The 21,250-nt window shown below is 71.0% G+C and carries 18 protein-coding genes and 1 tRNA gene; 4 read left to right on the top strand and 15 right to left on the bottom strand.

All coding sequences use genetic code 11. From position 1 onward, the window contains the following. Nucleotide 1 precedes the first annotated feature (1 nt). Entirely contained in the window at nucleotides 2-2,926 is a 2,925-nt protein-coding gene (locus tag AB0I45_RS01800) for an alpha-amylase family glycosyl hydrolase (RefSeq protein WP_360316383.1), read from the bottom strand. Nucleotides 2,927-2,963: 37 nt separating this feature from the next. Further along, nucleotides 2,964-5,240: a glycogen debranching protein GlgX gene (gene glgX / locus AB0I45_RS01795; protein WP_360316380.1), complete on the bottom strand. Its 2,277-nt coding sequence runs from the start codon at nucleotides 5,238-5,240 to the stop codon at nucleotides 2,964-2,966. A 421-nt stretch (nucleotides 5,241-5,661) separates the two neighbouring features. Here glgX and AB0I45_RS01790 point away from each other — a divergent pair. Together AB0I45_RS01790 and AB0I45_RS01785 are read left to right on the top strand one after the other, a co-directional pair. Further along, a tRNA-Ser gene (locus tag AB0I45_RS01790) sits at nucleotides 5,662-5,749 on the top strand. Between the two features lie 47 nt (nucleotides 5,750-5,796). Continuing rightward, nucleotides 5,797-6,018, top strand: coding sequence for a hypothetical protein (locus tag AB0I45_RS01785; RefSeq protein WP_101652577.1), 222 nt, complete (start codon nucleotides 5,797-5,799; stop codon nucleotides 6,016-6,018). 58 nt (nucleotides 6,019-6,076) lie between these two features. Here AB0I45_RS01785 and AB0I45_RS01780 read toward each other — a convergent pair whose 3' ends face one another. From AB0I45_RS01780 to AB0I45_RS01770, 3 genes are all read right to left on the bottom strand, one after another. Continuing rightward, entirely contained in the window at nucleotides 6,077-6,898 is an 822-nt protein-coding gene (locus tag AB0I45_RS01780; RefSeq protein WP_137318196.1) for an NAD(P)H-binding protein, read from the bottom strand. Nucleotides 6,899-6,930: 32 nt separating this feature from the next. Then, complete coding sequence (locus AB0I45_RS01775) at nucleotides 6,931-7,665, bottom strand: ABC transporter permease (protein WP_247618224.1); 735 nt, start codon at nucleotides 7,663-7,665, stop codon at nucleotides 6,931-6,933. A gap of 101 nt (nucleotides 7,666-7,766) precedes the next feature. Further along, nucleotides 7,767-8,771, bottom strand: a complete 1,005-nt coding sequence (locus AB0I45_RS01770) for an ATP-binding cassette domain-containing protein (protein WP_137318194.1) — start codon at nucleotides 8,769-8,771, stop codon at nucleotides 7,767-7,769. Nucleotides 8,772-8,873: 102 nt separating this feature from the next. Between AB0I45_RS01770 and AB0I45_RS01765 the strand changes: the two genes are divergently transcribed. After that, entirely contained in the window at nucleotides 8,874-9,833 is a 960-nt protein-coding gene (locus AB0I45_RS01765) for a YafY family protein (RefSeq protein ID WP_137318193.1), read from the top strand. 80 nt (nucleotides 9,834-9,913) lie between these two features. Here the strand turns inward: AB0I45_RS01765 and AB0I45_RS01760 are convergent, their stop codons facing one another. The 10 genes from AB0I45_RS01760 to AB0I45_RS01715 form a co-directional block, all read right to left on the bottom strand. After that, nucleotides 9,914-11,572 (bottom strand): sodium:solute symporter family protein, encoded by a 1,659-nt coding sequence (locus AB0I45_RS01760; RefSeq protein WP_360316374.1) that lies wholly within the window; start codon nucleotides 11,570-11,572, stop codon nucleotides 9,914-9,916. Next, on the bottom strand, nucleotides 11,569-12,213 hold the full coding sequence (locus AB0I45_RS01755) for an OsmC family protein (protein ID WP_360316371.1): 645 nt from the start codon (nucleotides 12,211-12,213) through the stop codon (nucleotides 11,569-11,571). Before AB0I45_RS01755 ends, AB0I45_RS01760 begins: the two co-directional genes overlap by 4 nt. Before the next feature lie 182 nt (nucleotides 12,214-12,395). Further along, nucleotides 12,396-13,127: an HAD-IA family hydrolase gene (locus AB0I45_RS01750; RefSeq protein WP_360316368.1), complete on the bottom strand. Its 732-nt coding sequence runs from the start codon at nucleotides 13,125-13,127 to the stop codon at nucleotides 12,396-12,398. 36 nt (nucleotides 13,128-13,163) lie between these two features. Then, the gene (locus tag AB0I45_RS01745) at nucleotides 13,164-13,325 is read right to left on the bottom strand and encodes a hypothetical protein (RefSeq protein WP_360316365.1); all 162 of its coding nucleotides are present in this window, start codon (nucleotides 13,323-13,325) and stop codon (nucleotides 13,164-13,166) included. A gap of 55 nt (nucleotides 13,326-13,380) precedes the next feature. Continuing rightward, nucleotides 13,381-14,553 (bottom strand): acyl-CoA dehydrogenase family protein, encoded by a 1,173-nt coding sequence (locus AB0I45_RS01740; RefSeq protein ID WP_360316362.1) that lies wholly within the window; start codon nucleotides 14,551-14,553, stop codon nucleotides 13,381-13,383. Further along, nucleotides 14,550-15,932, bottom strand: coding sequence for a beta-ketoacyl-[acyl-carrier-protein] synthase family protein (locus tag AB0I45_RS01735; protein WP_360316359.1), 1,383 nt, complete (start codon nucleotides 15,930-15,932; stop codon nucleotides 14,550-14,552). Before AB0I45_RS01735 ends, AB0I45_RS01740 begins: the two co-directional genes overlap by 4 nt. Next, nucleotides 15,929-17,443 (bottom strand): class I adenylate-forming enzyme family protein, encoded by a 1,515-nt coding sequence (locus tag AB0I45_RS01730; RefSeq protein ID WP_360316356.1) that lies wholly within the window; start codon nucleotides 17,441-17,443, stop codon nucleotides 15,929-15,931. Before AB0I45_RS01730 ends, AB0I45_RS01735 begins: the two co-directional genes overlap by 4 nt. 51 nt (nucleotides 17,444-17,494) lie before the next feature. Then, a complete protein-coding gene (locus AB0I45_RS01725) occupies nucleotides 17,495-18,379 on the bottom strand; it encodes an LCP family protein (protein ID WP_247425575.1) in 885 nt (294 codons plus the stop codon). A 206-nt stretch (nucleotides 18,380-18,585) separates the two neighbouring features. Next, nucleotides 18,586-18,993, bottom strand: coding sequence for a four-helix bundle copper-binding protein (locus AB0I45_RS01720; protein WP_137318186.1), 408 nt, complete (start codon nucleotides 18,991-18,993; stop codon nucleotides 18,586-18,588). A gap of 158 nt (nucleotides 18,994-19,151) precedes the next feature. Continuing rightward, complete coding sequence (locus AB0I45_RS01715) at nucleotides 19,152-19,766, bottom strand: PepSY domain-containing protein (protein WP_360316352.1); 615 nt, start codon at nucleotides 19,764-19,766, stop codon at nucleotides 19,152-19,154. 257 nt (nucleotides 19,767-20,023) lie between these two features. On the opposite strand from AB0I45_RS01715, the gene AB0I45_RS01710 reads away from it, so the two are divergent. Then, nucleotides 20,024-21,097, top strand: coding sequence for an MBL fold metallo-hydrolase (locus AB0I45_RS01710; RefSeq protein WP_360316349.1), 1,074 nt, complete (start codon nucleotides 20,024-20,026; stop codon nucleotides 21,095-21,097). Nucleotides 21,098-21,250 lie beyond the last annotated feature (153 nt).

Here is a 21,250-nt window from a genome sequence, read left to right as displayed (position 1 = left end):
TCTACTCCACGCGTTCGAGGACGGCGACGGGCAGGCGGTCGAGGAGCTCGGCGACCTGCAGGCGGGTGCCGGTGAACTCGGCTCCGGTGAGCACGTCCCGCCAGCGGCAGGGCGCCTCGGGTGCGGGGGCCTCGCTGGGCTCCGCGGAGCCGGTGGTGCCGGCGGTGCTGGTCCCGGGGTCGTCCGCGGGGAGGTCGTCAGTGGAGCGGTCGGGGTCCGTCTCCGCGAGCACTTGGGCGAGGTAGGCGTCCTCGTCGAGCGGGCGGAGGTCCTCGGCGGCGACGGTGACCGCGGTGTCGGCCCACCCGCCGGCCGCTGCCAGGCCGATCGGCAGGCGGGTTCCGACGAGCAGCACGCGCCCGCCGAACAGCACGGCCAGCGCATGCTCCCATTGCGCGCCCGTCCGCCCCACCGGCCCCGGCGGGCCGGTGAGCAGCGGGCTGTCGGGGACGAACACCTCGCGCAGGCGCGTGCGCAGGTGGAGCAGGCGAGAGGTGAGGAGGAGCTTGACCGCGCCGGAGTCCCAGGCCGCCTCATCGCTGAGATCGAGCCGGTCGATGCCGCCGAGGTGGCGGCCGCGCTCGCTGTAGTCCACCGGGCGCCGGTTGTCCGGGTCGACGAGCGAGCGGTCCCACAGCTCGGTGCCCTGGTAGACGTCGGGGACGCCGGGGGCGAGCAGCTGGAGCGCCTTGGCGACCAGTCCGTTCGAGTGCCCGGCTGCACGGATCCGGCCGTCCATGTCCTCGATGAGGGCGCGGAGCTCGGGGTCCTGCTCGGTGGCCTCCATGGCGGCGCGCAGCTCGTCCTCGAACTCTTCGTGGTTGTCCGTCCACCAGGTGTAGAGGCTCTGCTCGCGGGCGGCCTTGAGCGCGTACTCGGTGAGCCGCTCCGGGGTGGCCGGCCAGGCACCGAGCACCGCCTGCCACAGGAGGATGTCGAACGAGGTGTCCGCCGCGAGCGGCGCCTTGGTGCGCTCGATGCTCGCGTTGACGCCGTACTGTGCTCCGGCGGTGACCATGAGGTCGGACTCGTCGGGCCGGTAGCGCACGGAGGTGCGCTGCCGGGCGGCGGCGAGGAACGCGAGGAACTCGCCGGGGAGCTCGGCGAGAGCGAGGATGCGGGCGCGGGTGTCCTCGCTGCGCTTGGTGTCGTGCGTGCTCAGCGAGTTGAGGCCGTGGGGAGTGGTGCGCATGCGGCGCTCGAACTCCTGCCACAGCGCGGCCGGCTCGAACGGCTCCTCCGGCCGGCCGCCCACCTCGTTGAGCGCGGTGAGCGCGGCGTAGCGGTAGAAGGTCGTGTCCTCCACACCCTTGGCCATGATCGCGCCGGTGGACTGGGCGAACCGGATGAAGGTGGGATGGTTCGCGGTGGTGAGCACGACGCCGAGGTACGCGAGCAGCCGGTCCGAGGCGGTCGCGGAGCGGGCCGTCGAGCGGATCGCCGACAGCGCGCGCATGATGATCTGGCCGTCCTCGCTCAGCGGCGGCAGGTCCGCGGTGTCGACGGTGTCCGAGAGCTGGGCGAGGAAGTGCTCGCGGTCGGTGGGCGCCGGGCGGTAGACGCGGTAGACGGGCAGCGAGGCGGCGAGGATCCCGAACACGTCGGCGAGCTGCTCGGTGCTGATGTCGAGCGGGTCGGCGCCGATCACGGCGCGGGAGCGGGCATCGCAGTGGAACCAGCCGATGGCCTTGAGCTCGCGGGCCAGGCGCAGCATCTCCCCGCACAGCGGGCCGAAAGCGAAGTGCGTCTTGGCGGCCTGCTCGATCTGGGTGAACAGGCCGTGGACGGAGGTGGGGTGGCGCTGCAGGTGGCGGCCGGCGGCTGCGAGGTCCGCCGGCTCCTCGGCGGCGTCCGCCCCCTCGACCGCTTCACCGGGCAGCGGACCGCCCGCGAAGAGCTGCTGGCGGGCGGCCTCGAGGTGGAAGAACCCGGAGCGGTCGGTGAGTGCGCCGTCGATGTAGGCGATGAGCTCGTAGCCGGTGGTGCCGCGGGCGCCGGCCTCGGCCCAGCCGGCCGGGAGCAGCTCGCGGGCACCGCGGGACTCGAGGGCCAGGATCTTCTCCGTCACGATGTAGGCCCCGGTGAGGTGGGTGAGCCGGGTCAGGTACTCCTCGGGCCGGGCGAGCCCGTCGATGTGGTCGATGCGCAGCCCGTCGACCAGGCCCTCGGTGAACCAGGAGGCGATCTCACGGTGGGTGGCTGCGAACACGGCGGGGTCCTCGACGCGGATCCCGGCGAGGGTCTTGATCGAGAAGAAGCGGCGGTAGTTGAGCCCCCAGTCCTCGTGCTTCCAGTGGACGAGCCGGTAGTTCTGCACCGCGTGGAGCTCCTGCGGGGTCATCCCGTCCTGCAGGCTGCCCGGGGCCACCGGGTAGAGGTTGTCGTAGTAGGCCAGCACGGGGCTGCCCTCGTGCTCGCGGATCTCGAGCTTCCCGAGGTGCTCGGGGGCACCGAGCTCGGCGAGGACGAGCTTGCCGGTGGCCGGGCGGGTCCAGCCGTCGGCGGGGCGGAACGGCGCGGTGTCGTCCGCGCCGGCCGCCCAGTCGACGTCGAACCACTGGGCGTACCGGGATGCCTCGCCGAAGGTCAGCAGATCCCACCAATACCGGTTGTGCACGGGTGTGGCGACGCCCATGTGGTTGGGGACGATGTCGACGAGCACCCCCATGTCGGCGGCGTGAGCGGCGCGGGAGAGCGCCTCGAGCCCGGCCCGCCCGCCGCGTGCCTCGTCGACCCGGGTGGGGTCGACCATGTCGTAGCCGTGGGTCGACCCGGGTTCGGCGGCGAGGACGGGGGAGAGGTACACCCAGTCGATGCCGAGGCCGGCGAGGTAGGGGATCTGCTCGGCGGCATCGAACAGGGTGAAGTCGGAGGTGAGCTGGAACCGGTAGGTGGACGCGGGGACGGGGGCGGGGCGCTGACTCAATCTCACTCCTGCTCGGTCGGGTGGGCTCGGGCGGCGCTCAGATCTCTTCGTAGCCGGGACGGACCTTCTCGCCGGCCTCACCGGGCACGCCGAGGTCCTCGACCCGGCGGGTGCCGGTGCGGCTCGACGGCTCGTCACCGGCGGCCTGACCGGCGGCGCTGCGCGAGGCTAGGGAGGCCTCGACGGTCATCGCGGTCTCCTCCTGCGTGCTCGCTTCCTTGAGGATGAGCATGGACTTGCCGCACAGGGTGATCTTCTCCCCGGCGGTGAACACGTCCTCTTCGGTGAACTCGCCGGCGGTGTCGAGCTGGACCTCCCAGCCGGGGGCGAAGTCCTCGCCGGGGAACACGAAGTCGACGTCCTCGAGGGAGGCGTTGTAGAAGACGAGGAAGTCCTCGTCGCGGATCGGGCGACCGCGCTTGTCCATGCCCTGGATGCCGTTGCCGTTGAGGTAGACGCCGACGGCGTGGGCGAAGGAGGTGTGCCAGTCGGTGACGATCATCTCCTCGCCGTCGGTGTTGAGCCACACGAGGTCCGGCAGGGGCTGGTCGACGTCGGAGCGCACGACCTGCCCGTCGAAGAACCGGGAGCGGCGGAACGTCGGGTGGTGCTCGCGGATCTCGAACACGCGGGCGGTGAATTCGATGAGCGGCTGGTCGGCGTTCTCCCAGTCGATCCAGGCGAGCTCGGAGTCCTGGCAGTAGGCGTTGTTGTTGCCGTTCTGGGTGCGGCCGAGCTCGTCGCCGTGGCTGAGCATCGGCACGCCCTGGCTCAGCGCGAGGGTGGCGATGAAGTTGCGCTGCTGGCGGGCGCGCAGGGCGAGGACCTGCGGGTCGTCGGTCTCGCCCTCGGCGCCGTGGTTCCACGAGCGGTTGTGGGATTCGCCGTCGCGGTTGTCCTCGCCGTTGGCCTCGTTGTGCTTCTCGTTGTAGGACACGAGGTCGGCCAGGGTGAAGCCGTCGTGGGCGGTGACGAAGTTGACCGAGGCGAAGGGGCGTCGGCCGGAGTTCGCATAGAGGTCCGCGGAGCCGGAGATGCGCGAGGCGAACTCGCCCACCGTGGAGTGCTCGCCGCGCCAGAAGTCGCGGATGACGTCGCGGTACTTGCCGTTCCACTCCGACCACAGCGGCGGGAAGTTGCCCACCTGGTAGCCGCCGGGGCCGATGTCCCAGGGCTCGGCGATGAGCTTGACCTGGCTCACCACGGGATCCTGCTGGATGATCTCGAAGAAGGTCGAGAGCCGGTCGACGTCGTAGAACTCGCGGGCCAGGGCGGCGGCGAGGTCGAATCGGAAGCCGTCGACGTGCATCTCCGTGACCCAGTAGCGCAGGGAGTCCATGAGGAGCTGGAGGGAGTGCGGCATCCGGACGTTGAGGGTGTTGCCGGTGCCGGTGTAGTCCATGTAGTGCTTGAGGTCGTCCTCGACGAGGCGGTAGTAGTGCGTGTTGTCGATGCCGCGCAGGGAGATCGTCGGGCCCATGTGGTTGCCCTCGGCGGTGTGGTTGTAGACCACGTCGAGGATGACCTCGATGTCCGCGTGGTGGAGGGCGCGGACCATCTCCTTGAACTCCTGCACCTGCTGGCCGGACTGGCCGGAGGCGGAGTACTCGTTGTGCGGGGCGAGGAAGCCGATGGTGTTGTAGCCCCAGTAGTTGCGCAGGCCCTCCTCCTCGAGGCGCTGGTCCTGCACGAACTGGTGGACGGGCATGAGTTCGAGTGCGGTGACGCCGAGCTTCTTGAGGTGCTTGATGACGCTCGGGTGGGCGACGCCGGCGTAGGTGCCGCGCAGCTCCGAGGGGATGTCGGGGTGCATCTGGGTGAGGCCCTTGACGTGCGCCTCGTAGATCACCGACTGGTAGTACGGGTGGTTGGGGTGCTGGTCGCCGCGCCAGTCGAAGTAGGGGTTGATGACGACGCCGAGCATCATCGAGTCCGCGGAGTCGTCCTCGTTGTAGCCGGTGCCGTCGCTGCCCATCGGGTAGGAGAACATCGCCTGGCCCCACTCGATCTGCCCGGAGACCGCCTTGGCGTAGGGGTCGAGGAGGAGCTTGTTGGGATTGCAGCGCAGGCCGTTGTCGGGGTCGTAGGGACCGTGGACGCGGTAGCCGTAGAGCTGGCCGGGCTCGACCTGCGGGAGGTAGCAGTGCCAGACGTAGGCGTCCTTCTCCGTGAGCTCGATGCGGTCCTCGTTGCCCCACTGGTCGAAGAGGCAGAGCTCGACCTTCTCCGCGGGCTCGGAGAAGATCGCGAAGTTCGTTCCGGTACCGTCGTAGGTCGCACCGAGAGGGTAGGGCGTTCCTGGCCACACTTGCATTGAGGATGTCTCCTGACTGGCTCGGTTCCACGGGACCGGTGGGTCCTGCTCTAGCCTACCGAGTGGTCCGGACGCGGATTCACCGGCCTCCGCGGCGACGGATGAACTGTTGCCGAACTGTGGCGCGGGTCGCGGGCAGGCGACGACGGGACGATCCGGTCCCGGTGGACGGCCCCGGGACGGCCGGGCGTCACAGCGGGGACGTCGCGGATGGAGAGCCGCTGGAGCCCGGGCGGCGCAATCGGAGCTCCGGCGTCACAGCGGGGACGTCACCGGCTGTCGGCCCACAGTCCGCCCCGGTGTCCCAGCGGGGACGTCACAGCGGGGACGTCACTACACCTCGCCCGGGTGTGTGGTTGTGACAGAATGTGGGGTGCACCGCCAGGCAGGACGGGGTCTCCCGGCCGGTCGCCCGGTGCGAGGTGAGTTGACAGAGCGGCCGAATGTGACGGTCTTGAAAACCGTTGTAGGGCAACCCCCTACCCAGGGTTCGAATCCCTGACTCACCGCCGTGCACCACCCGGCTCGGTGGCCGGATCCGCCCTATACTCTGAGCATGACCCGACCGACCGGATTCGAGTACCGCGAACGTGGTGACGCGGTCGTCATCACGCATCACGGTCGTCCCGCGACCACCCTGCGGGGTCGCCGTGCAGCGGACTTCCTCGATGACGTGGAGTCCGGGGATCCGCAGGAGCTCATGGCGCGGCTCACCGGCAACTACCGCCGGGGCAACGAACGGCAGGCCCGGAACCACCCGCGCAACCGATCGCGCTGAAGGTCCGCGGCCCCGCAGCGCTGCTGCCCCGCGGCACCGCTGAGCTGCGGGGCGGCGATCATCCCCTCCGGAAGGCCTCGGCGTTCTCCTCCGCCCATTGGGCGAAGGTGCGGGCCGGGCGCCCGGTGACCCGTGCGACGGTGTCGTGCACCTCGGCGGCCTCCGCCGGCGGATTCGTCGCGAGCTCGATGCCGAATGCGACGTAGTCCTCGGGATAGCCGTACGACCGCAGCCGCTCGCGCTCCTGCTCGACGGTGAGCTGTTCGAAGACGATGTCCTCCCCGATGGCCTCTCCGATGAGGTGCGCACGCTCGGCCGGCGTGAGCACCTCCGGACCGGTGACGACATAGGTGCGCCCGGCGTGCCCCGCCTCGGTGAGTGCGGCGACGGCGACGGCGGCGATGTCGGAATCGTGGACGACGGCGCTCGGCCAGTCGGCGAGCATCCGCAGCCTCCCGTCCGCACGGATCCCTTCGGCCCACTCCAGGGCGCCGGACATGAACTCCGCCGGCCCCACCACCGTCCAGTCCAGCGCGGACTCCCGCAGCGCCGGTTCGATCGAGGTCTCCTCCCAGCCGCCGAGCACGGAGATCCGGCGCACTCCCGCCCGCGCGGCGAGGTCGACGATCCGGGGACCGGTCGTCAGGGCCTCTCCCTCGTCTCCGCCGAACGTGATGAGGTGGGCGGCGGAGACGCCGTCGAAGGCGGCGGTGAGCGAGTCGGGATCGGTGAGGTCGCCGGCGACGACCTCGGCGGCTGCGGGCAGGTGCGCCGCGGCGGGATTTCGGGTGAGTGCGCGCACCTGTTCTCCGGCGGCGAGGAGCTGGTCGACGATGAGGCTGCCGATGGTTCCGGTGGCTCCGGTGACGAGGATGGTCATGATGGTCTCCGTTTCGTTGTGTTGTGTGAGGTTCAGTCCGCGCTGCGGTTCATCAGGCGGACGCCGAGTGCGAGGCCGAGGGCGGCCGTCGCGAGCGCGGCGACCCATCCCCAGAGGATGGCGGGGGAGGAGAAGTCGCCGGCGAACAGCGCCCGCTCGGCCTCGACGACGTATGCCAGCGGGTTGGCGGTGGCGGCGATCTGCATCCACCGGGGTCCGGAATCCAGCGGCAGGAGCATCCCGGAGAGGATCATGAGCGGGAAGATCAGGGTCTGGTGGACGACCCAGAACATCCAGTCCTGCTTGCGGACCGCGGTCGCCAGGCCGTAGCTCAGGGATCCCAGGCCGACGCCGAGGACGGCGAGGAGCGCCAGGCCGAGTGCCGCACCGAGGACGTCGGCCCGGAACCCGAAGGGGATCATCACGACGATGACGATGAGCGCCTGACCGATGAGGGGCAGCACTTCCTTGAGCGAGCGGCCGACGAGCAGCGAGGGGCGGGACAGCGGGGTGACGAGCATGCGCTCGTGCGCTCCGGTCTGGAACTCGTAGAGGAGGTTCGAGCCGGTGGTGGCGGTGCCGAAGAGCGTCGTCATGACGAGGATCGCCGGGACGAACCACTGCCAGACATTCCCGCCGAGGACCTGCTCCCCGCCGAGCGAGCCGGCGAGCAGCGGGCCGAACAGGCCGAGGAACACGAGGGGCTGGACGAGGCTGAAGACGAGGGAGAACGGATCGCGCAGCACGGGCCGCAGTTCACGGGTCATGACGATCCACGTGTCGCGCAGCGGTGCGCTCGCGCCGCGGCGGGTGGTCCGGTCTGCAGGTGCCGGCCGGGGTGCGGCCTGGGCGGGCGTCGGGGTGGTCATCATGCGTCCTTTCCGGGGAGAGGGGCGAGTTCGGCGGCGGGCTTCGGTGCGGTCTCCTCGCGGAGGCTGCGGCCGGTGAGGGCGAGGAAGACGTCGTCGAGAGTGGGGCGGTCGACGTGTGCCGCCGCGATGTCGATGCCCGACTCCCGGGCCGCGGCGAGCAGCCCGGGCAGGGCGCGCGGGCCGTCGGTCACCCGGGCCGTCACGACGGTGCCGTGCACGGCGACCTCGCGGGCGCCGGGGCCGTGCGAGACCAGCTCGGCCGTGCGCGCGGCCGCTGCTGCGTCCGGGGCGGTGAGGCCGATGCGATCACCGGCGAGGTGGGACTTGAGCGCATCAGGGGTGTCGTCGGCGATGACGCGGCCGTGGTCGACGACGATGACGCGCTCGGCCATGTCGTCGGCCTCGTCGAGGTAGTGCGTGGTGAGGACGATCGTCATGTCGTGGGAGCTGCGCATCGTTGCGATGTGCTGCCACAGATTGGCGCGGTTATGGGGGTCGAGACCGGTGGAGGGCTCGTCGAGGAACAGCAGCCGGGGAGCGTGGACGAGACCGATGGCCACATCGAGTCGCCGGCGCTGCCCGCCGGACAGCTCGGAGACCTTGCGCGCGGCGAGCTCGCGCAGCCCGAGGACCTCGAGGAGCTCGTCGGTGCGGCGCCGGGCCTCGCGGCGGGACAGACCGTACACGAGAGCCTGGGTGTACAGCTCGTCGCGTGCGCGCTGGGTGTGGCCGCCGCCGTTGCCCTGGCCGACGTAGCCGATCCGCCGGCGCACCTCGGCCGAATCGCCGACGACGTCGTAACCGGCCACGGTGGCGGTGCCGGAGGTCGGGGGAATGAGGGTGGTGAGCATCCGCATGGTCGTCGTCTTACCGGCTCCGTTGGGGCCGAGCACCGCGACGAGCTCTCCGGGCGCGATGTCGAGGTCGATGCCGCGGACGGCCTGGACCGGCTGCGCACGGCCTGTCGCGAAGGTCTTGGTGAGGGATCGGGCGTGGATCACGGTTCCTCCTGAGGGGATGAGCGGGCCGTCTTCGGCGGCGTGGAACCATGCTCTCGAGTCTTTAGGTCAGTTTCTGTCCACAATCGTGCCTATTCTGGATCCATGTCGACGAGCACACGGATGCTTCAGCTCCTCTCCCTCCTCCAGACCCGCCGGTTCTGGTCCGGCGCCGAGCTCGCCGAGCGGATGGAGGTCACCCCGCGGACCCTCCGCCGCGACATCGAGCGGCTGCGGGAACTCGGGTACCCCGTCGACGCCGATCGCGGCATCGGCGGGGGATACCGGCTCGCCGCCGGTGCCGCACTTCCGCCGCTCGTGCTCGACGACGCCGAGGCCATCGCGATCGCCGTCGGACTGCAGTCGGCGGCCCAGGGCTCGGTGGCCGGGATCGAGCAGTCCGCTCTCCAGGCCCTGACCAAGGTCGTCCAGGTCATGCCGCCGCGGCTGCGGCAGCGGGTCGATGCGGTGCGGGCCATGACCGTGCCCGCGACCTGGGGACCGCGCACTGCGGGTCCGGCGGTCGAAGCCGACACCCTCACCGCCATCGCCCAGGCCTGCCGCGACGACGAGCGCCTGCGCTTCGACTACCGGACCGCTGACGACCGGACGGCGGAGCGCCATGTCGAGCCGCACCGGTTGGTCTCCCTGGGCGGTCGCTGGTACCTCGTGGCCTACGACCTCGGCCGCCACGACTGGCGGAGCTTCCGGCTCGATCGACTCCGCGGGCCCAGCGGCACCGGGGCCCGGTTCCGACCGCGCCAACTGCCTGCGGAGGACGCCGCCGCGTTCGTCCGGGAGGGCATCGAGAGCGCGAGCTCCCGCTACGCGGTCGACGTCATCATCCACGCACCCGTCGCCCGCGTGCGTGCCGCGCTCGACGGGTGGGGCGTCATCGAGGACATCGACGGGCAGCGGTCCCGGCTGCGGATGACGACCGACACCCTCGACTGGCCGGCCATGGCGCTCGGTGCGGTCGAGGCGGACTTCGAGATCGTGTCGCCGCCGGAGCTCGGCGCACGGATCGCGGAATGGGGCGAGCGCTTCACCCGCGCCGCCGGGTGAGTGAGGCGGGATGCTCCCGGCTCAGCGGTCGGTGCGGTCCGTCCGCGGCGGGCGGGTGCGAGGAGCGCAGCGCCCTCGGGTCAGTGGCCGTCTTCGTTCGCTTCGCCCGCCGTCGACGGCGCGAGCTCCGCGGAGCTCGACGGGGACTCGGCTCCCCGCTCCGCCGGAACGGTGAGGCTGACCGTCGCGGCGAACAGCGCGACGACGATGAGGAACAGCGCCATGCCGACGAGCCCGTGCCCGGCGAGCCAGGACCAGGCGAACACGGAGAGGACGGCCACTGCGGCTGCGAGGAGGAGGAACAGCTGCCCGCGCTGCCGGTGGCGTCCGGCCGGGACCGTGACCCACCGGCGCTGGACGAGGGTGACCGCAGTGAGGCCGACTAGGTTCGCGATCATCCCGATCCACACCGGGTGGACGCCGAGGAAGAACGCCGACGGGTCGAACCCGGAGAGCGTGTACCAGGTGAGCCCGGAGCCGAAGCCGGCGAGCAGCGCGGTGAGCGCCGCCGAGCGCGTGGCGAGCGGCCAGAAGAACGCGGCGAGCACCGGAGCGAAGGTCGCGCCGTTGCGCAGGGTCCATGCCATGACGTTCCACCACGCCGACTGCTCGGAGCGGAGCAGGGCGAAGACGACCATGACCACGGTGAGGCCGACGAGCGCCCAGCGCGTGTAGCGGACGAGCTGGGCCTGGGTCGCACGCGGATTGATCGCCGAACCGAGGTCGCGACCGAGCGAGGTGGCGCCGGAGAACTGGCACGGTCCCGCCCAGCCCAGGGCGCAGGCCCAGAGCCCGACGAAGAACAGCCCGGCGGCCCACGCCGGCAGGACGCCCACGATGTACTCGGGGATCGCGACGAGCGGCAGCGCGGCATCGGGCACGAGCGCCGCGGCCGCGATGCCGATGAACACCCCGAGGAGGATGAGCGGGATCCCGAGGACCGCCGCGCGGTAGAGGCCCTTCTGCCCGTTCTCCGGACTGCTCGCCGACATCGACATCTGGAAGGCCGCCTGCGCCAGCGGGACGTTGATGATGAAGGTGCCGAACCACGCGGCGATGAGAGAGACCCCGGCGTTGGAGAGGTCGAACATCGCCGGGCTGGCCGCGCGGAAGTCCGCGATTCCGCCGAACCCGGGGGAGACCGTGATCGCCCACACGCCGACGGCGAACATCAGGGAGATCATGATGACGTTCATCGTCTGGCTGAAGGCCACTGAGTGCATGCCTCCGGAGGAGAGGAACGCGAGGAGGACGGCGGCGGTCACCGCGATCGACAGCGGCAGCGTCAGGCCCGTCACCATGTGCAGCGCGGAGGCGAAGGCGATCGTGGTGGCGACGGAGTACATCGGGAAGGTCAGGCCGGTGATGATCGAGCTGATGGCCTTCGCCGCCCGTCCGAACCGGTCACCGATGATGCCGGTCACCGTCACCACGAGCTTCTCGCGCAGCGGCTTGACCAGGAGCAGGGCGATGAGGAGCACCTGCACGGTCTCCGCGACGCCGTACCAGACGGCGGACACACCGGTCCGGTAGCTGAGCTCGACGATCGCGATGAAGGACGAGCCGGAGAACAGGCCGGTGATGCAGAAGGCCACGGTCCACGGGCTGAAGGTGCGTCCCCCGACGAAGAATCCGGCTCGACCCGTCTCCCGGCGGCGCAGCGCGACCCGGCCGCCCACCACGAGCCAGAGGGTGTAGGCCGAGGCGAGTCCGATCGTCCACAGTCCGACGGCGGTCATGCGCGTGCGCCTGTGCCCTCGGCGCCGACGGCGGGTGCGGGTGCATCCGCGTTCTCGAACGTGATGACGGGTTCGGTGAAGTCCTCGGACGGCGAGGTGTAGCCGAGTGCGGTGTTGCACGCGGTTTCAGCGGCGCCGTCCTCGACCCCGGCGGCGAACGACCACGCGACGGTGAGGTCGATGCGGGCATCGCGGAGGAGGTTCACCGCGGGGCAGGAGTGTTCGACCGCGGTGGCGAAGTCCCGGAGCACCTGCTCGTCGGTCTCCGGGGTCCCCACGCACACCTGCAGGCGGTAGCTGTGGAAGTACGGCTGGACGTCGGCGGTGCCGGCGAGCCCGCGCTGGTCCTGGCGGGCGAGCGAGTACGTGGAGATGCCCGTGAGCGCAAGGCCGCGGCGGCCGGCCACCTGGTCGATGACGACGGTGATGCAGGCACCGACTGATCCGGCGAGGTACTCCATGGGAGTGGGGCCTTCGTCACGGCCGCCGATCCTCTCCGGCTCGTCCACCGTGAAGGTGAAGTCCCGCACCTCGACGCGCGTCTGCTGCTGACCCGTCCAGGTCCCGGCGGCGCGCAGGGTCTTGGACTGGGCGTCATCGGGGGACTCGGTGAAGCGGGGATGCTCGGGGGCACGGCTCATGGCGGATCACGCTCCGGTCGTCGGATGATGGAGTCCGCATCACGGCCGGAAGGTTCGACAGCGGATGCGAACCGGCCATCCGATACCGTGGCGGACCACCTCAGTAGGCCGCAGAACCTCCGGCTCGGTCAATCCGCGGGTGTCGAAAAACGTCATGATCTGTCATATGACAGATCGTGGTGTCAGTTCTCCCTCCCCAACGCTCTCTCCACGTCCCGGGCGAAGTCCATGAGTGACGGGTACTCGGCGGCGATGTCCACGGACGCTTGCGGATCCGGTGTCGCGCCCCAGCCGGGCCGGTCGTGACGACGGTTGATCCACACGCCGGGCAGCCCGAACTGCTGCGCCGGCACGTGGTCGTGGAACAGCGACTGGGCCACGTGCAGGAGGCGTCCGGACCACCCCCGTTCCGCGGCCCTCCGCTCCAGCGCCTCGAAGTTCGCCGGATTCGGCTTGTAGGAGCCGATGTCCTGAGCGGTGAGGATCTCGTCGAACTCCACACCCAGCCGTTCGTTCGATGCCGCGAGACCGGCGCGGTGCACATTGGAGAGGATGACGAGCGCGTAGTGATCCTTGAGGATCGCCAACGCCTCGGCGGAGTCGTCGAAAGCGGGCCAATCGGGCACCGAGTCGCCCAGAGTATCGGCCTCGATGTCGGTCACCGGCAGGCCGAGGGCCGCGCCGGTGCGCCGGAACGCCTCCCGCAGCGCATCCGGGTACAGGATCCCCGGGGTCTCGCGGAGCACCGCGGCCTCGTTCTCCGAGTACGCCACGAGCACGCTTTCGTCCGACATCTCCGGTCGGTGCCGACGGGCCCACGGGCCGATCACGGCAGCGATGCCGGCCTCCCAGTCGATGAGCGTGCCGTAGCAGTCGAAGCTCAGGGCGTCGTATCCGGTCGGATCGAGTGGCATGGGGTCCTCCTCGACGAGGTGCGAGTGGGGCTCATCCTACGCCGTCCCGGACCCGGTTCGGACGGATCGCATCCCGTTCATCGCCTGGAGGAGCGGGATGACTCCGAGCCCGATCATCGGAAAGGTCCACGACCGCGACACCTCGAGGCCGAAGCCGAACGCGAGCGGCCCGAGAGCGGCCAGTGCGATGCCGACCATCGAGGTCTCGTTCGAATCGAGCGGAGTCCGGTGAGCGCAGCCGCGATCGGGAGCCTCAATCGTCCAACAGTGCCGCGGCGAACATCGGGCGGGCGGCATCCGGGCTCGCCGGGTGGAACAGCCCGGCCAGCGCGTCGCGGTAGAGCCTGCCCAGCTCGTGGCTGTTGTCGAATCCGGCCCCGCCGGAGCAGTGGAGCGCGGACTCGGTCGCGCGCCTGGCCGCCTCGCCGGCCTTGATCCGGGCGGACACGAGCCGTCGCGGCCAGCCCGACCCGTGGTCGACGAGCTCGTCGAGGTCCCGCGTGTACGCCTCGAGCTGCGCCGTCACCGGCATGAGGTCGAGCGCGGCATCGGCCAGCCGGTCGCGGAACTGCGGGATCTCGGCGAAGGTGGTGCCGTGCTTGGCCGAGGATTTCTTCCGCAGCGACTCCGCCGCCACCTCGAGCGCCCGGGCGGCGAGCCCGGCGTACACCGAGGCGATGAGGAGCTGGAAGTTCGCGGTGATCCCGAAGGTCAGCAGGTCCGGGTGCGGCCCGGCCGGGATCCGCCTGGCCACCTTCTCCGGCCGCATCCGCACGTTGTCCAGGGTCGTCGAGCGGCTCTGCGTGGCCCGCATCCCCATGACGTCCCAGTTCTCCGACACGGAGATCCCGTCCGCGCTGCGCTCGAGGAACCCGTAGACGAGCGTCGGCTCCTCCGGGTCCGAGGTGTCGAGCCCGTGGACGAGCAGCCGCGTCCACACCGGGGACAGCGAGGTGAAGATCTTCTTCCCGGTCATCCGGTACCCGCCGTCGCCTTCGGGCACCGCGGACGAGTTCGAGCCCTGGAGCACCCAGTCGTTGCCGGCCTCGCTGATCCCGAACGCGAACACCTCACCGGCCATGACCTCGTCGAACACGAAGTCGAGGGACCGGTCGCCGCGCTCGTGCATCGCCCGGATCGTGCCGGTGCACACGAGGTGCATGTTGATGCCCAGCGCGGTCGCCGGGGCCGCGGTCGCGAGCCGCTGCTGGAGGCGGGAGACCTCGTTGACGCTGAGCCCCGGCCCGCCGAACTCCTCCGGTGCGAACAGGGTGAGGTACCCGGCCGCGCGCAGCTCCTCGAGGTCCTCGGAGAAGAACGCGTTCTCCCGGTCGTAGCGCGCCGCCCGCCCCCGGATCCGCTCGAGCAGCTCGGCGGGCAGGTAGCGGTCGGCGAGCTCGGCGTGGCGGGTCTCACGGTCGGTCATGGGGTCTCCTTCTCGGGCAGGTGGTCTGGTCGGGATCGTCGGGTGCGGGCCCCTGGGGTGCTGCCGGGCCACTCCGGCCGGCGCAGCAGCACGGCGGCGTTGTGCCCGCCGAACCCGAACGAGTTCGACAGCACGGCGGACACCTCGGCCTCCCGCGCTGCGCCGCTCACGATGTCGTGGTCGGGGAATGCGGGCTCGTCGAGGTTGAGCGTGGGCGGGATGAGGCCGGTGCCGAGTGTGCGCACGGCGAGGATCGCCTCGGTCACCCCGCCGCAGCCCAGCAGGTGGCCGGTGCTCGACTTCGTCGCGGTGATCGGCACCTGCCGGGCCCGCGCGCCGAGCACCGCCTCGATCGCCCGGATCTCCGCGGCATCCCCCTGCGGGGTGCCGGTGCCGTGGGCATTGATGTGGTCGACCGCCTCGGGGCCGAGGCCGGCGTCGGCCAGGCAGTCCCGCATCGCCTGCGCGGCACCCCGCCCCTCCGGGTGCGGGGCGGTCGGATGGTGGGCGTCGCTCGCCGCACCGGCCCCGGCGAGCTCGGCGAACACCGCCGCGCCGCGGGCCCGGGCGGCGTCGGCGGATTCGAGGAGGATCGCCGAGGCGCCCGCCGCCATGACGAATCCCGCCCGGTCCGCGTCGAAGGGCCGGCTCGCCGCGCTCGGCTCGTCCTCGTACCCGGCGGCGAGCGCGCGCATGTTGGTGTTCGAGGCGAGGTTGACCGGGTTGAGGCAGTCCTCCATCCCGACGACGAGCACTGCATCGGCGTAGCCGTGGCGGATCCTCCGCAGCGCCTCGCCGAGCCCCACTGCACCGCTCGCGCAGGTCGCGTTGACGCCCTGCGCCGGGCCGGTCGCGGCATAGCGCTGGCTCAGCAGGGCCGCGGCGGCATCCGGGGCGCCGTAGATCGCCAGGGTCAGCGGCACGCCGCGCGGACCGTCGGCGAGGAGCGCGCGGGTGGCGTCCTGCATCGCCGCGACCGGCCCGGAGCCGGAGGCGGCGATGATGCCGAACCGGTGGGCGTCCCAGGGCAGTGCGACGACCGGCGCCTGCGGACTCGCGGTGGTGCCGGTCGCCGACGTTCCGCCCTCGAGCAGGCCCGCCTGCCGCAGTGCCTCGTCGGCGGCGGCGATCGCCCAGGTCTGGACGGCGCTGAGCCGGCGGGCCAGGGACTTCGGGACCACGGCCGTGGGATCGAATCCGCGCACCTGCGCCCCGATCTGCACCGGGAGGTCCGCGAACTCCTCCCCGTCGAGCACGTCGATGGCGCTGCGACCGGCGACCACAGCATCCCAGGTCTCCCGGACGCTGAGTCCGCTCGGGGTGATCGCCCCCATCCCGGTGACGACGACGCCCCGGCGCTCCACTCCGCCCCGGCTCACAGGCGCGTCACCCCGGTCCCGGCAGCCTGCACGAGCTCCGTCGTCTCGCCGCGGCGGATCTTGCCGCCGACGGTGCGCGGCAGCTGCGGCACCGAGTACCAGCGGCCCGGGACGAACTGCGGGGCCAGATGAGCCCGCGCGTGGGCGAGGAGCTCCGCCTTGGGCGGTGCCCCGCCCTCGATGACGAGTGCGACCACGGTGCCGAGCTGCGCGCTCGGGACACCGACAGCGCACACCTCGCCGAGGCCCTCCACGGTCTCGAAGGCGCGCTCCACCTCGGGCAGGGAGACCTTGTGCCCACCGGTGACGACGATGTCCCCGGCCCGCCCGCTCAGGCTCAGCCGGCCGTCGACCATCCGACCCTGGTCGGCCACCGTGGCGAACCCATCGGGACCGACCAGGCGTGCGGTGCTCGTCGCGCCGACGTAGCCGTCGGAGCAGGCGGCCGCGTGCACCCACACGGTGCCGACCTCGCCGGCGGGCACCTCGGCCCCGGCGTCGTCGCGGATGCTCACGGTGATGCCCTCGTAGATGCTGATGAGCGTGCCGTCGCCGGCGCGGCTGTCGCCGATGAAGCCGATCTCCGCGGCCCCGTAGTAGCTGATGAGGCGAGCGGCCGGCAGCGCGGCGGCGAAGCCCTCGCGGATCCGCGCAGACAGGTTCGCCCCTCCGGTGACGACGAGCTCGAGGCCGGTGAACCGCTCCGGGTCGCGGCGCGCGGCATCGGTGAGACCCTGGACGACCGCGGGCACCGCGACGACCCGGGTGATCGACTCCGCGGCGACGCGCCGCCCGGCGTCGATCGCATCGAAGCGGTCCGCGACGTGGCAGCTCCCGCCCGAGGCCAGGCATTCGATGAGGGCGTAGAGGGTGAGGCTGTAGGACATCGGGCCGGGCGCCAGAGTGGCGACGCCGGGGCAGGGCTCGAGGTGCGCGCTCGAGACCGCGTAGTTGTCGCGGTACTGGCGCCGGGTCTTGAGGAAGGCCTTGGGGTTGTCGGTGGTGCCGGAGGAGAAGAGGAGGAGGAACGCCTCGGCGCCGTCGCGCACCCCGGGCCGCTCGGTGGGGTGGGACCGGGCCTCGCGCTCGCGGAGTCGGTCGAGGGGGATCACGGTGCCGGTCCAGCCGGCGGCGGCGAGCGCCTCGGCGAGCTCTGCGGAGTCGCTGACGACGACGCCGATCCCGGTGGTCGTGATGACGCGCACCTGGTGGGCGAGCGGCCAGCGCGGGTCGATCGTGGCCGACACGGCGCGGTGCAGTCCGAGGCCGGCGATGATCCGGGCGGTGTGCAAGGCCGAGGTCAGGCTCACCGCGGTGATCGGGATGCCGTGGGTCTCCGGGACGGGCTCAGGCGGACTGACCTGCTCAGCGTGGAGCCCGGACACCGCGGCGAACAGGCGCGCGGAGTCGGTGACGAGCTCGGCGTACGTCAGGCGTTCATCCGACCCGACGACGGCGGGCCGGGCGGGATGGTCTGCGGCGACGTCGAGGACCGTCCGGGTGAAGGGCACGCACCACCTCCGGCTGGGGACTGGGACGAGTCCGAGTATAGGACCGCGCTCCTACAGGTGCTGAGTCTCCGCCTGTGCCGCGTAATCGCCGACGGTGTCCTCGGCGAACGCCGTGCGGACCTTCTCGAGCTCATCCTCGTCGACGCTGAGGTAGGACTGCCCGTCCGAGGAGGTCCCCAGGCCGCCGATGGGTGCGGAGAAGAACTCGATGTCGTCCTGGCGGACGTCGCGCAGCTGGTAGGCGAGCGAACCGATGGTCCCCGAGCTCAGACCGGAGTCGACCGTCATGTACGGCGAGAAGTCACGCACGATCCCGGAGATCCGGGTCGGGTCGCTCAGCGTGTCGCGGCTGATGAGCTCATTCATCACACCGGACAGGAACGCCTGCTGGTTCCGGTTGCGCTGGAGGTCGCCGTCGCCGAAGTTCTTGCGGGCCCGCACGAAGGCGAGCGCCTGCTCGCCGTCGAGGGTGTTCGTGCCTTCCTGGAAGGAGTGGCCGCCGGACTCGAAGGACTGCTCGGATTCGACCTCGACTCCGCCGAGGGAATCGGTGAGCGCCTGGAACCCTTCGAAATCGATGATCGCGACGTGGTGGATCGGGGCGCCGATGAAGTCGCTCACCGTGGAGGTGGCCAGGGGCAGTCCGCCGAAGGACATCGCGGCGTTGATCTTCGCCTGACCGTGGCCCTCGATGTCGACCCAGATGTCGCGGGGGATCGACATGATCTGGACACCGGAGCGATCCTCGGGCACGTGCATGACCATGATCGTGTCGCTGCGGAATCCGCGCGAGTTCTCGTAGTCGACATCCTCGTCGCGCGCGTCGGAGCCGAGCAGCAGGACATTCATGCCCTCGCCCGAGGTCTCCGGCCGCGCCCCGCCGAAAGCCTCCTCGTCGGTGACCTCCTGCTTCCCGGAACGGAGCGCCCGGGTCATCCTCGTAGAAGAGGCGGTCGAAGTCCGAGGTGCTGCGCGGGTCGGTCACGGGTCTCCCTGGGGGCGGTGGCGAGCGCTTGTCCACATTCCAGACATCCGGGCCGGAAGGATCCTCGGGGGGACACACAGAACCCCCTCGGCCCGAGCACAGGAATCGGGACGAGAGGGTCGGTGCGGAGCGGCTCGGGTACCGGCTGGTCAGCGCCTCAGCTCAGCACGTCGAGGAGTGCGGCGCAGGCCTTCTCGCAGCGGCGGCATGCCTCGGCGCACACCCGGCAGTGCGCGTGCATCTCCGCGTGCTGCTCGCAGTCCTCCGCGCAGGCCCTGCACGCCGCTCGGCAGGCCTCGAGCAGAGCGCGCGTCACAGCGGCATCGACCGCGGTCCGGCGGGTGAGGACGGCGCCGGTGGCGGCGCAGATGTCCGCACAGTTCTGGTCGGTGGTGATGCAGCGGCGCATCTCGGCGACCATGTCCTCGGCCAGGCAGGCATCAGCGCACGCGGTGCACGACTGCGCGCAGGCGAAGCATGCGGCGATGCACTCGGCGAGGACTGTGCGGTCGACTCCGGTGGAGTCGTTCGGGTGGGTCTCCAGCATGGTGGTCACATCGGACATCGTGGATCTTCTTCCGGTCCCGGCGGGCCGGCGGTCGCCGGTCCACGTAACCGACAGTACTCCTCCGCCGGGACACGGAGAACCCCCTCGAGCCGACAAGTGTCCTTGCGGTTCGAGGGGGTCGGTGCAAAACTGCGGCCGGGAATGCTCCGAGCGGGTCAGCGGCTGTCCTCGGTGACCTCGCCGGTGGAGGGATCGACGAGGTAGTCCATCCGCTCTCCCTGCAGGGAGATCTCGTAGCGGACCTCGCCGTTCTCCGTATCGAGCTCGGCGTCGTCGAGGTCGCCCTGGTGCGCTTCGCCCACGGCGTTGATGGCCTCGAGCAGGGAGATGTCGGCCGCGCCGAGCTCCTCCGTGTCCTCGGTGTCCGCTGAATCCTCCTCGGTCGCTTCGATCGAGGAGCCGTCGGCGGAGACCGAGTACTCGAACTTCGTCTCCCCGTCGAGCGTCGTGACCTCCCACGTGCCGTTGTCGTCGTGATCGATCGACATGGCAGTGCCGCCCTCGCCCTCGGCGGTGGCGATCGCGTACTCGACGACATCGATGTTGCCGATGCCCTGTCCGGAGCCCTCGGTCTCGCCGCCGGAATCCTCGGTCGAGGTGGTCGGCCGCTGGTCCGGAGCATCACTCGTCGGCGCATCGACATTCGGGTCGCCGGTCTGGCCCTCGACGTCGTCCGGGGTGTCGGTCCCGCCGCATCCCGAGAGGACGAGGCCGAACCCCAGGGCGGAGGCGGCGATGGTGAGTGCGGGTCGCTTGAGCGTGCGCTTCATGACAAGGCTCCTTTTCGATCTGCGGATGTCCTGGGAACGCCTGCGGGACGTCCGGTATTCCCCGGTGGGGACCGATGAGGTGCCGATGGCGGCCCGGGTGCGGCCGGGCGCCGAGTCCGTCGCGGGGCCGGTGCCGCAGTGCAGGAGACGCGGCCAGCACACCCTGCACCGGGGCCGAAGTGCTAACGTGACGAACGATTGTTCAATGGCTTCAAAGAGCCGGTTGCCACGACCGGCGGAGACGAAAGGCGCGATCGATGAAGATCGAATCCCTCAGCACCGAGCAGCGGCATGCCTGGCAGGATCGGGTGCTGCCCCCGGTCGAGGAGGTGTCCGAGGGTGTCTGGGCGATCCCCGTGCCGATCCCGAACAACCCGCTCGTCTACACCTACTGCTACGCGATCGCCGAGGACCGCGGAGTCGCGCTCATCGATCCGGGCTGGGACGGCAAGGAGCAGCTCACGGCGCTCAGCGAGGGCCTCGCACAGGCGGGCTTCACGCTCACCGACCTCACCGGCGTCGCGGTCTCCCACTACCACCGCGATCACCTCGGCCTCGTGCCCGCGCTGTTCGCGCAGAACCCGGACATGTGGCTCGCCCTCCACTCCCACGACATCGCCACCCTCGACACCTTCCGGCGACGGGAGAAGGGGGCGGTCACCGGAGCCCACGGCAAGGCCTCGATCGCAGAGATCTACGGGGTTCCCGAGGAACGGCACGGAGAGATCTCCCACCTCGAGGGGCGTCGTCGCGCGGACGCCTTCAAGGTGCCGGACTGGCCGCAGCAGATCATCGTGCTCGGCGACCATGACGAGCTGCCGATCTCCGGGCGCACGGTGCATTCGATGTGGACCCCGGGCCACACCTACGGCCACTCCGCGTTCCACGACGCCGGTGCCGGTATCTTCTTCTCCGGGGACCACGTGCTGCCGACGATCACCCCGAACATCGGCCTCGACGCGCCCTCGATCACGCACAGCCTCGCCGACTACTTCGAGTCCTTGCACCGCATGTCCGGGCTCGACGAGGCCGTCACCGTGCTGCCCGCCCACGGATTCCGGTTCCGCGGCCTGCAGGTCCGGGCCGAGGAGATCGCCCTCCACCACGACGAGCGCCTCGCGGAGATCCGCGTGCGGTGGGAGGAGAACGAGGACCGCTCCGTGTACTCGATCGCACAGGGCCTGCACTGGGCGCGCGGCTTCGAGGGGCTGAAGAACTTCAACCTGTTCGCCGCGCTCGCCGAGACCGCCGCGCACATGTACTACCTGGGCCTGCCCGTCGGCCCCGACGCAGCCCCCGAGCCCGACCCCGAGGTGGGCCTGCACGGCTGAGTCGCAGGCGCCCCGGGAGGGGCCGACGGCTCCGCCGAGGTGCGCTGACCAGGCAGGGTGCGGGTGCCTCGGGAGAGGTGCGGCACGCCTCGGGCGAGGTGCGGCACGCCTCGGGCGAGGTGCGGCTCTCCGATCGTGGAGAGCCGCCCCTCG

This window comes from Brevibacterium sp. NPDC049920, from assembly GCF_040656435.1.
GTDB lineage: Bacteria > Actinomycetota > Actinomycetes > Actinomycetales > Brevibacteriaceae > Brevibacterium > Brevibacterium pityocampae.
Note: the sequence above shows the minus strand (reverse complement) of the source record. Positions and strands in the feature narration are given on the sequence as shown.

Bases quoted from the DNA above. Each gene is read 5' to 3' on its own strand.
- AB0I45_RS01740 (WP_360316362.1), bottom strand. From the start codon at position 14,553: ATGACCGACCGTGAGACCCGCCACGCCGAGCTCGCCGACCGCTACCTG.
- AB0I45_RS01775 (WP_247618224.1), bottom strand. From the start codon at position 7,665: ATGACCCGTGAACTGCGGCCCGTGCTGCGCGATCCGTTCTCCCTCGTC.
- AB0I45_RS01780 (WP_137318196.1), bottom strand. From the start codon at position 6,898: ATGACCATCCTCGTCACCGGAGCCACCGGAACCATCGGCAGCCTCATC.
- AB0I45_RS01785 (WP_101652577.1), top strand. From the start codon at position 5,797: ATGACCCGACCGACCGGATTCGAGTACCGCGAACGTGGTGACGCGGTC.
- AB0I45_RS01760 (WP_360316374.1), bottom strand. From the start codon at position 11,572: ATGACCGCCGTCGGACTGTGGACGATCGGACTCGCCTCGGCCTACACC.
- AB0I45_RS01710 (WP_360316349.1), top strand. From the start codon at position 20,024: ATGAAGATCGAATCCCTCAGCACCGAGCAGCGGCATGCCTGGCAGGAT.
- AB0I45_RS01750 (WP_360316368.1), bottom strand. From the start codon at position 13,127: ATGCCACTCGATCCGACCGGATACGACGCCCTGAGCTTCGACTGCTAC.
- AB0I45_RS01755 (WP_360316371.1), bottom strand. From the start codon at position 12,213: ATGAGCCGTGCCCCCGAGCATCCCCGCTTCACCGAGTCCCCCGATGAC.
- AB0I45_RS01720 (WP_137318186.1), bottom strand. From the start codon at position 18,993: ATGTCCGATGTGACCACCATGCTGGAGACCCACCCGAACGACTCCACC.
- AB0I45_RS01745 (WP_360316365.1), bottom strand. From the start codon at position 13,325: ATGGTCGGCATCGCACTGGCCGCTCTCGGGCCGCTCGCGTTCGGCTTC.
- AB0I45_RS01765 (WP_137318193.1), top strand. From the start codon at position 8,874: ATGTCGACGAGCACACGGATGCTTCAGCTCCTCTCCCTCCTCCAGACC.
- glgX (WP_360316380.1), bottom strand. From the start codon at position 5,240: ATGCAAGTGTGGCCAGGAACGCCCTACCCTCTCGGTGCGACCTACGAC.
- AB0I45_RS01715 (WP_360316352.1), bottom strand. From the start codon at position 19,766: ATGAAGCGCACGCTCAAGCGACCCGCACTCACCATCGCCGCCTCCGCC.
- AB0I45_RS01725 (WP_247425575.1), bottom strand. From the start codon at position 18,379: ATGACCCGGGCGCTCCGTTCCGGGAAGCAGGAGGTCACCGACGAGGAG.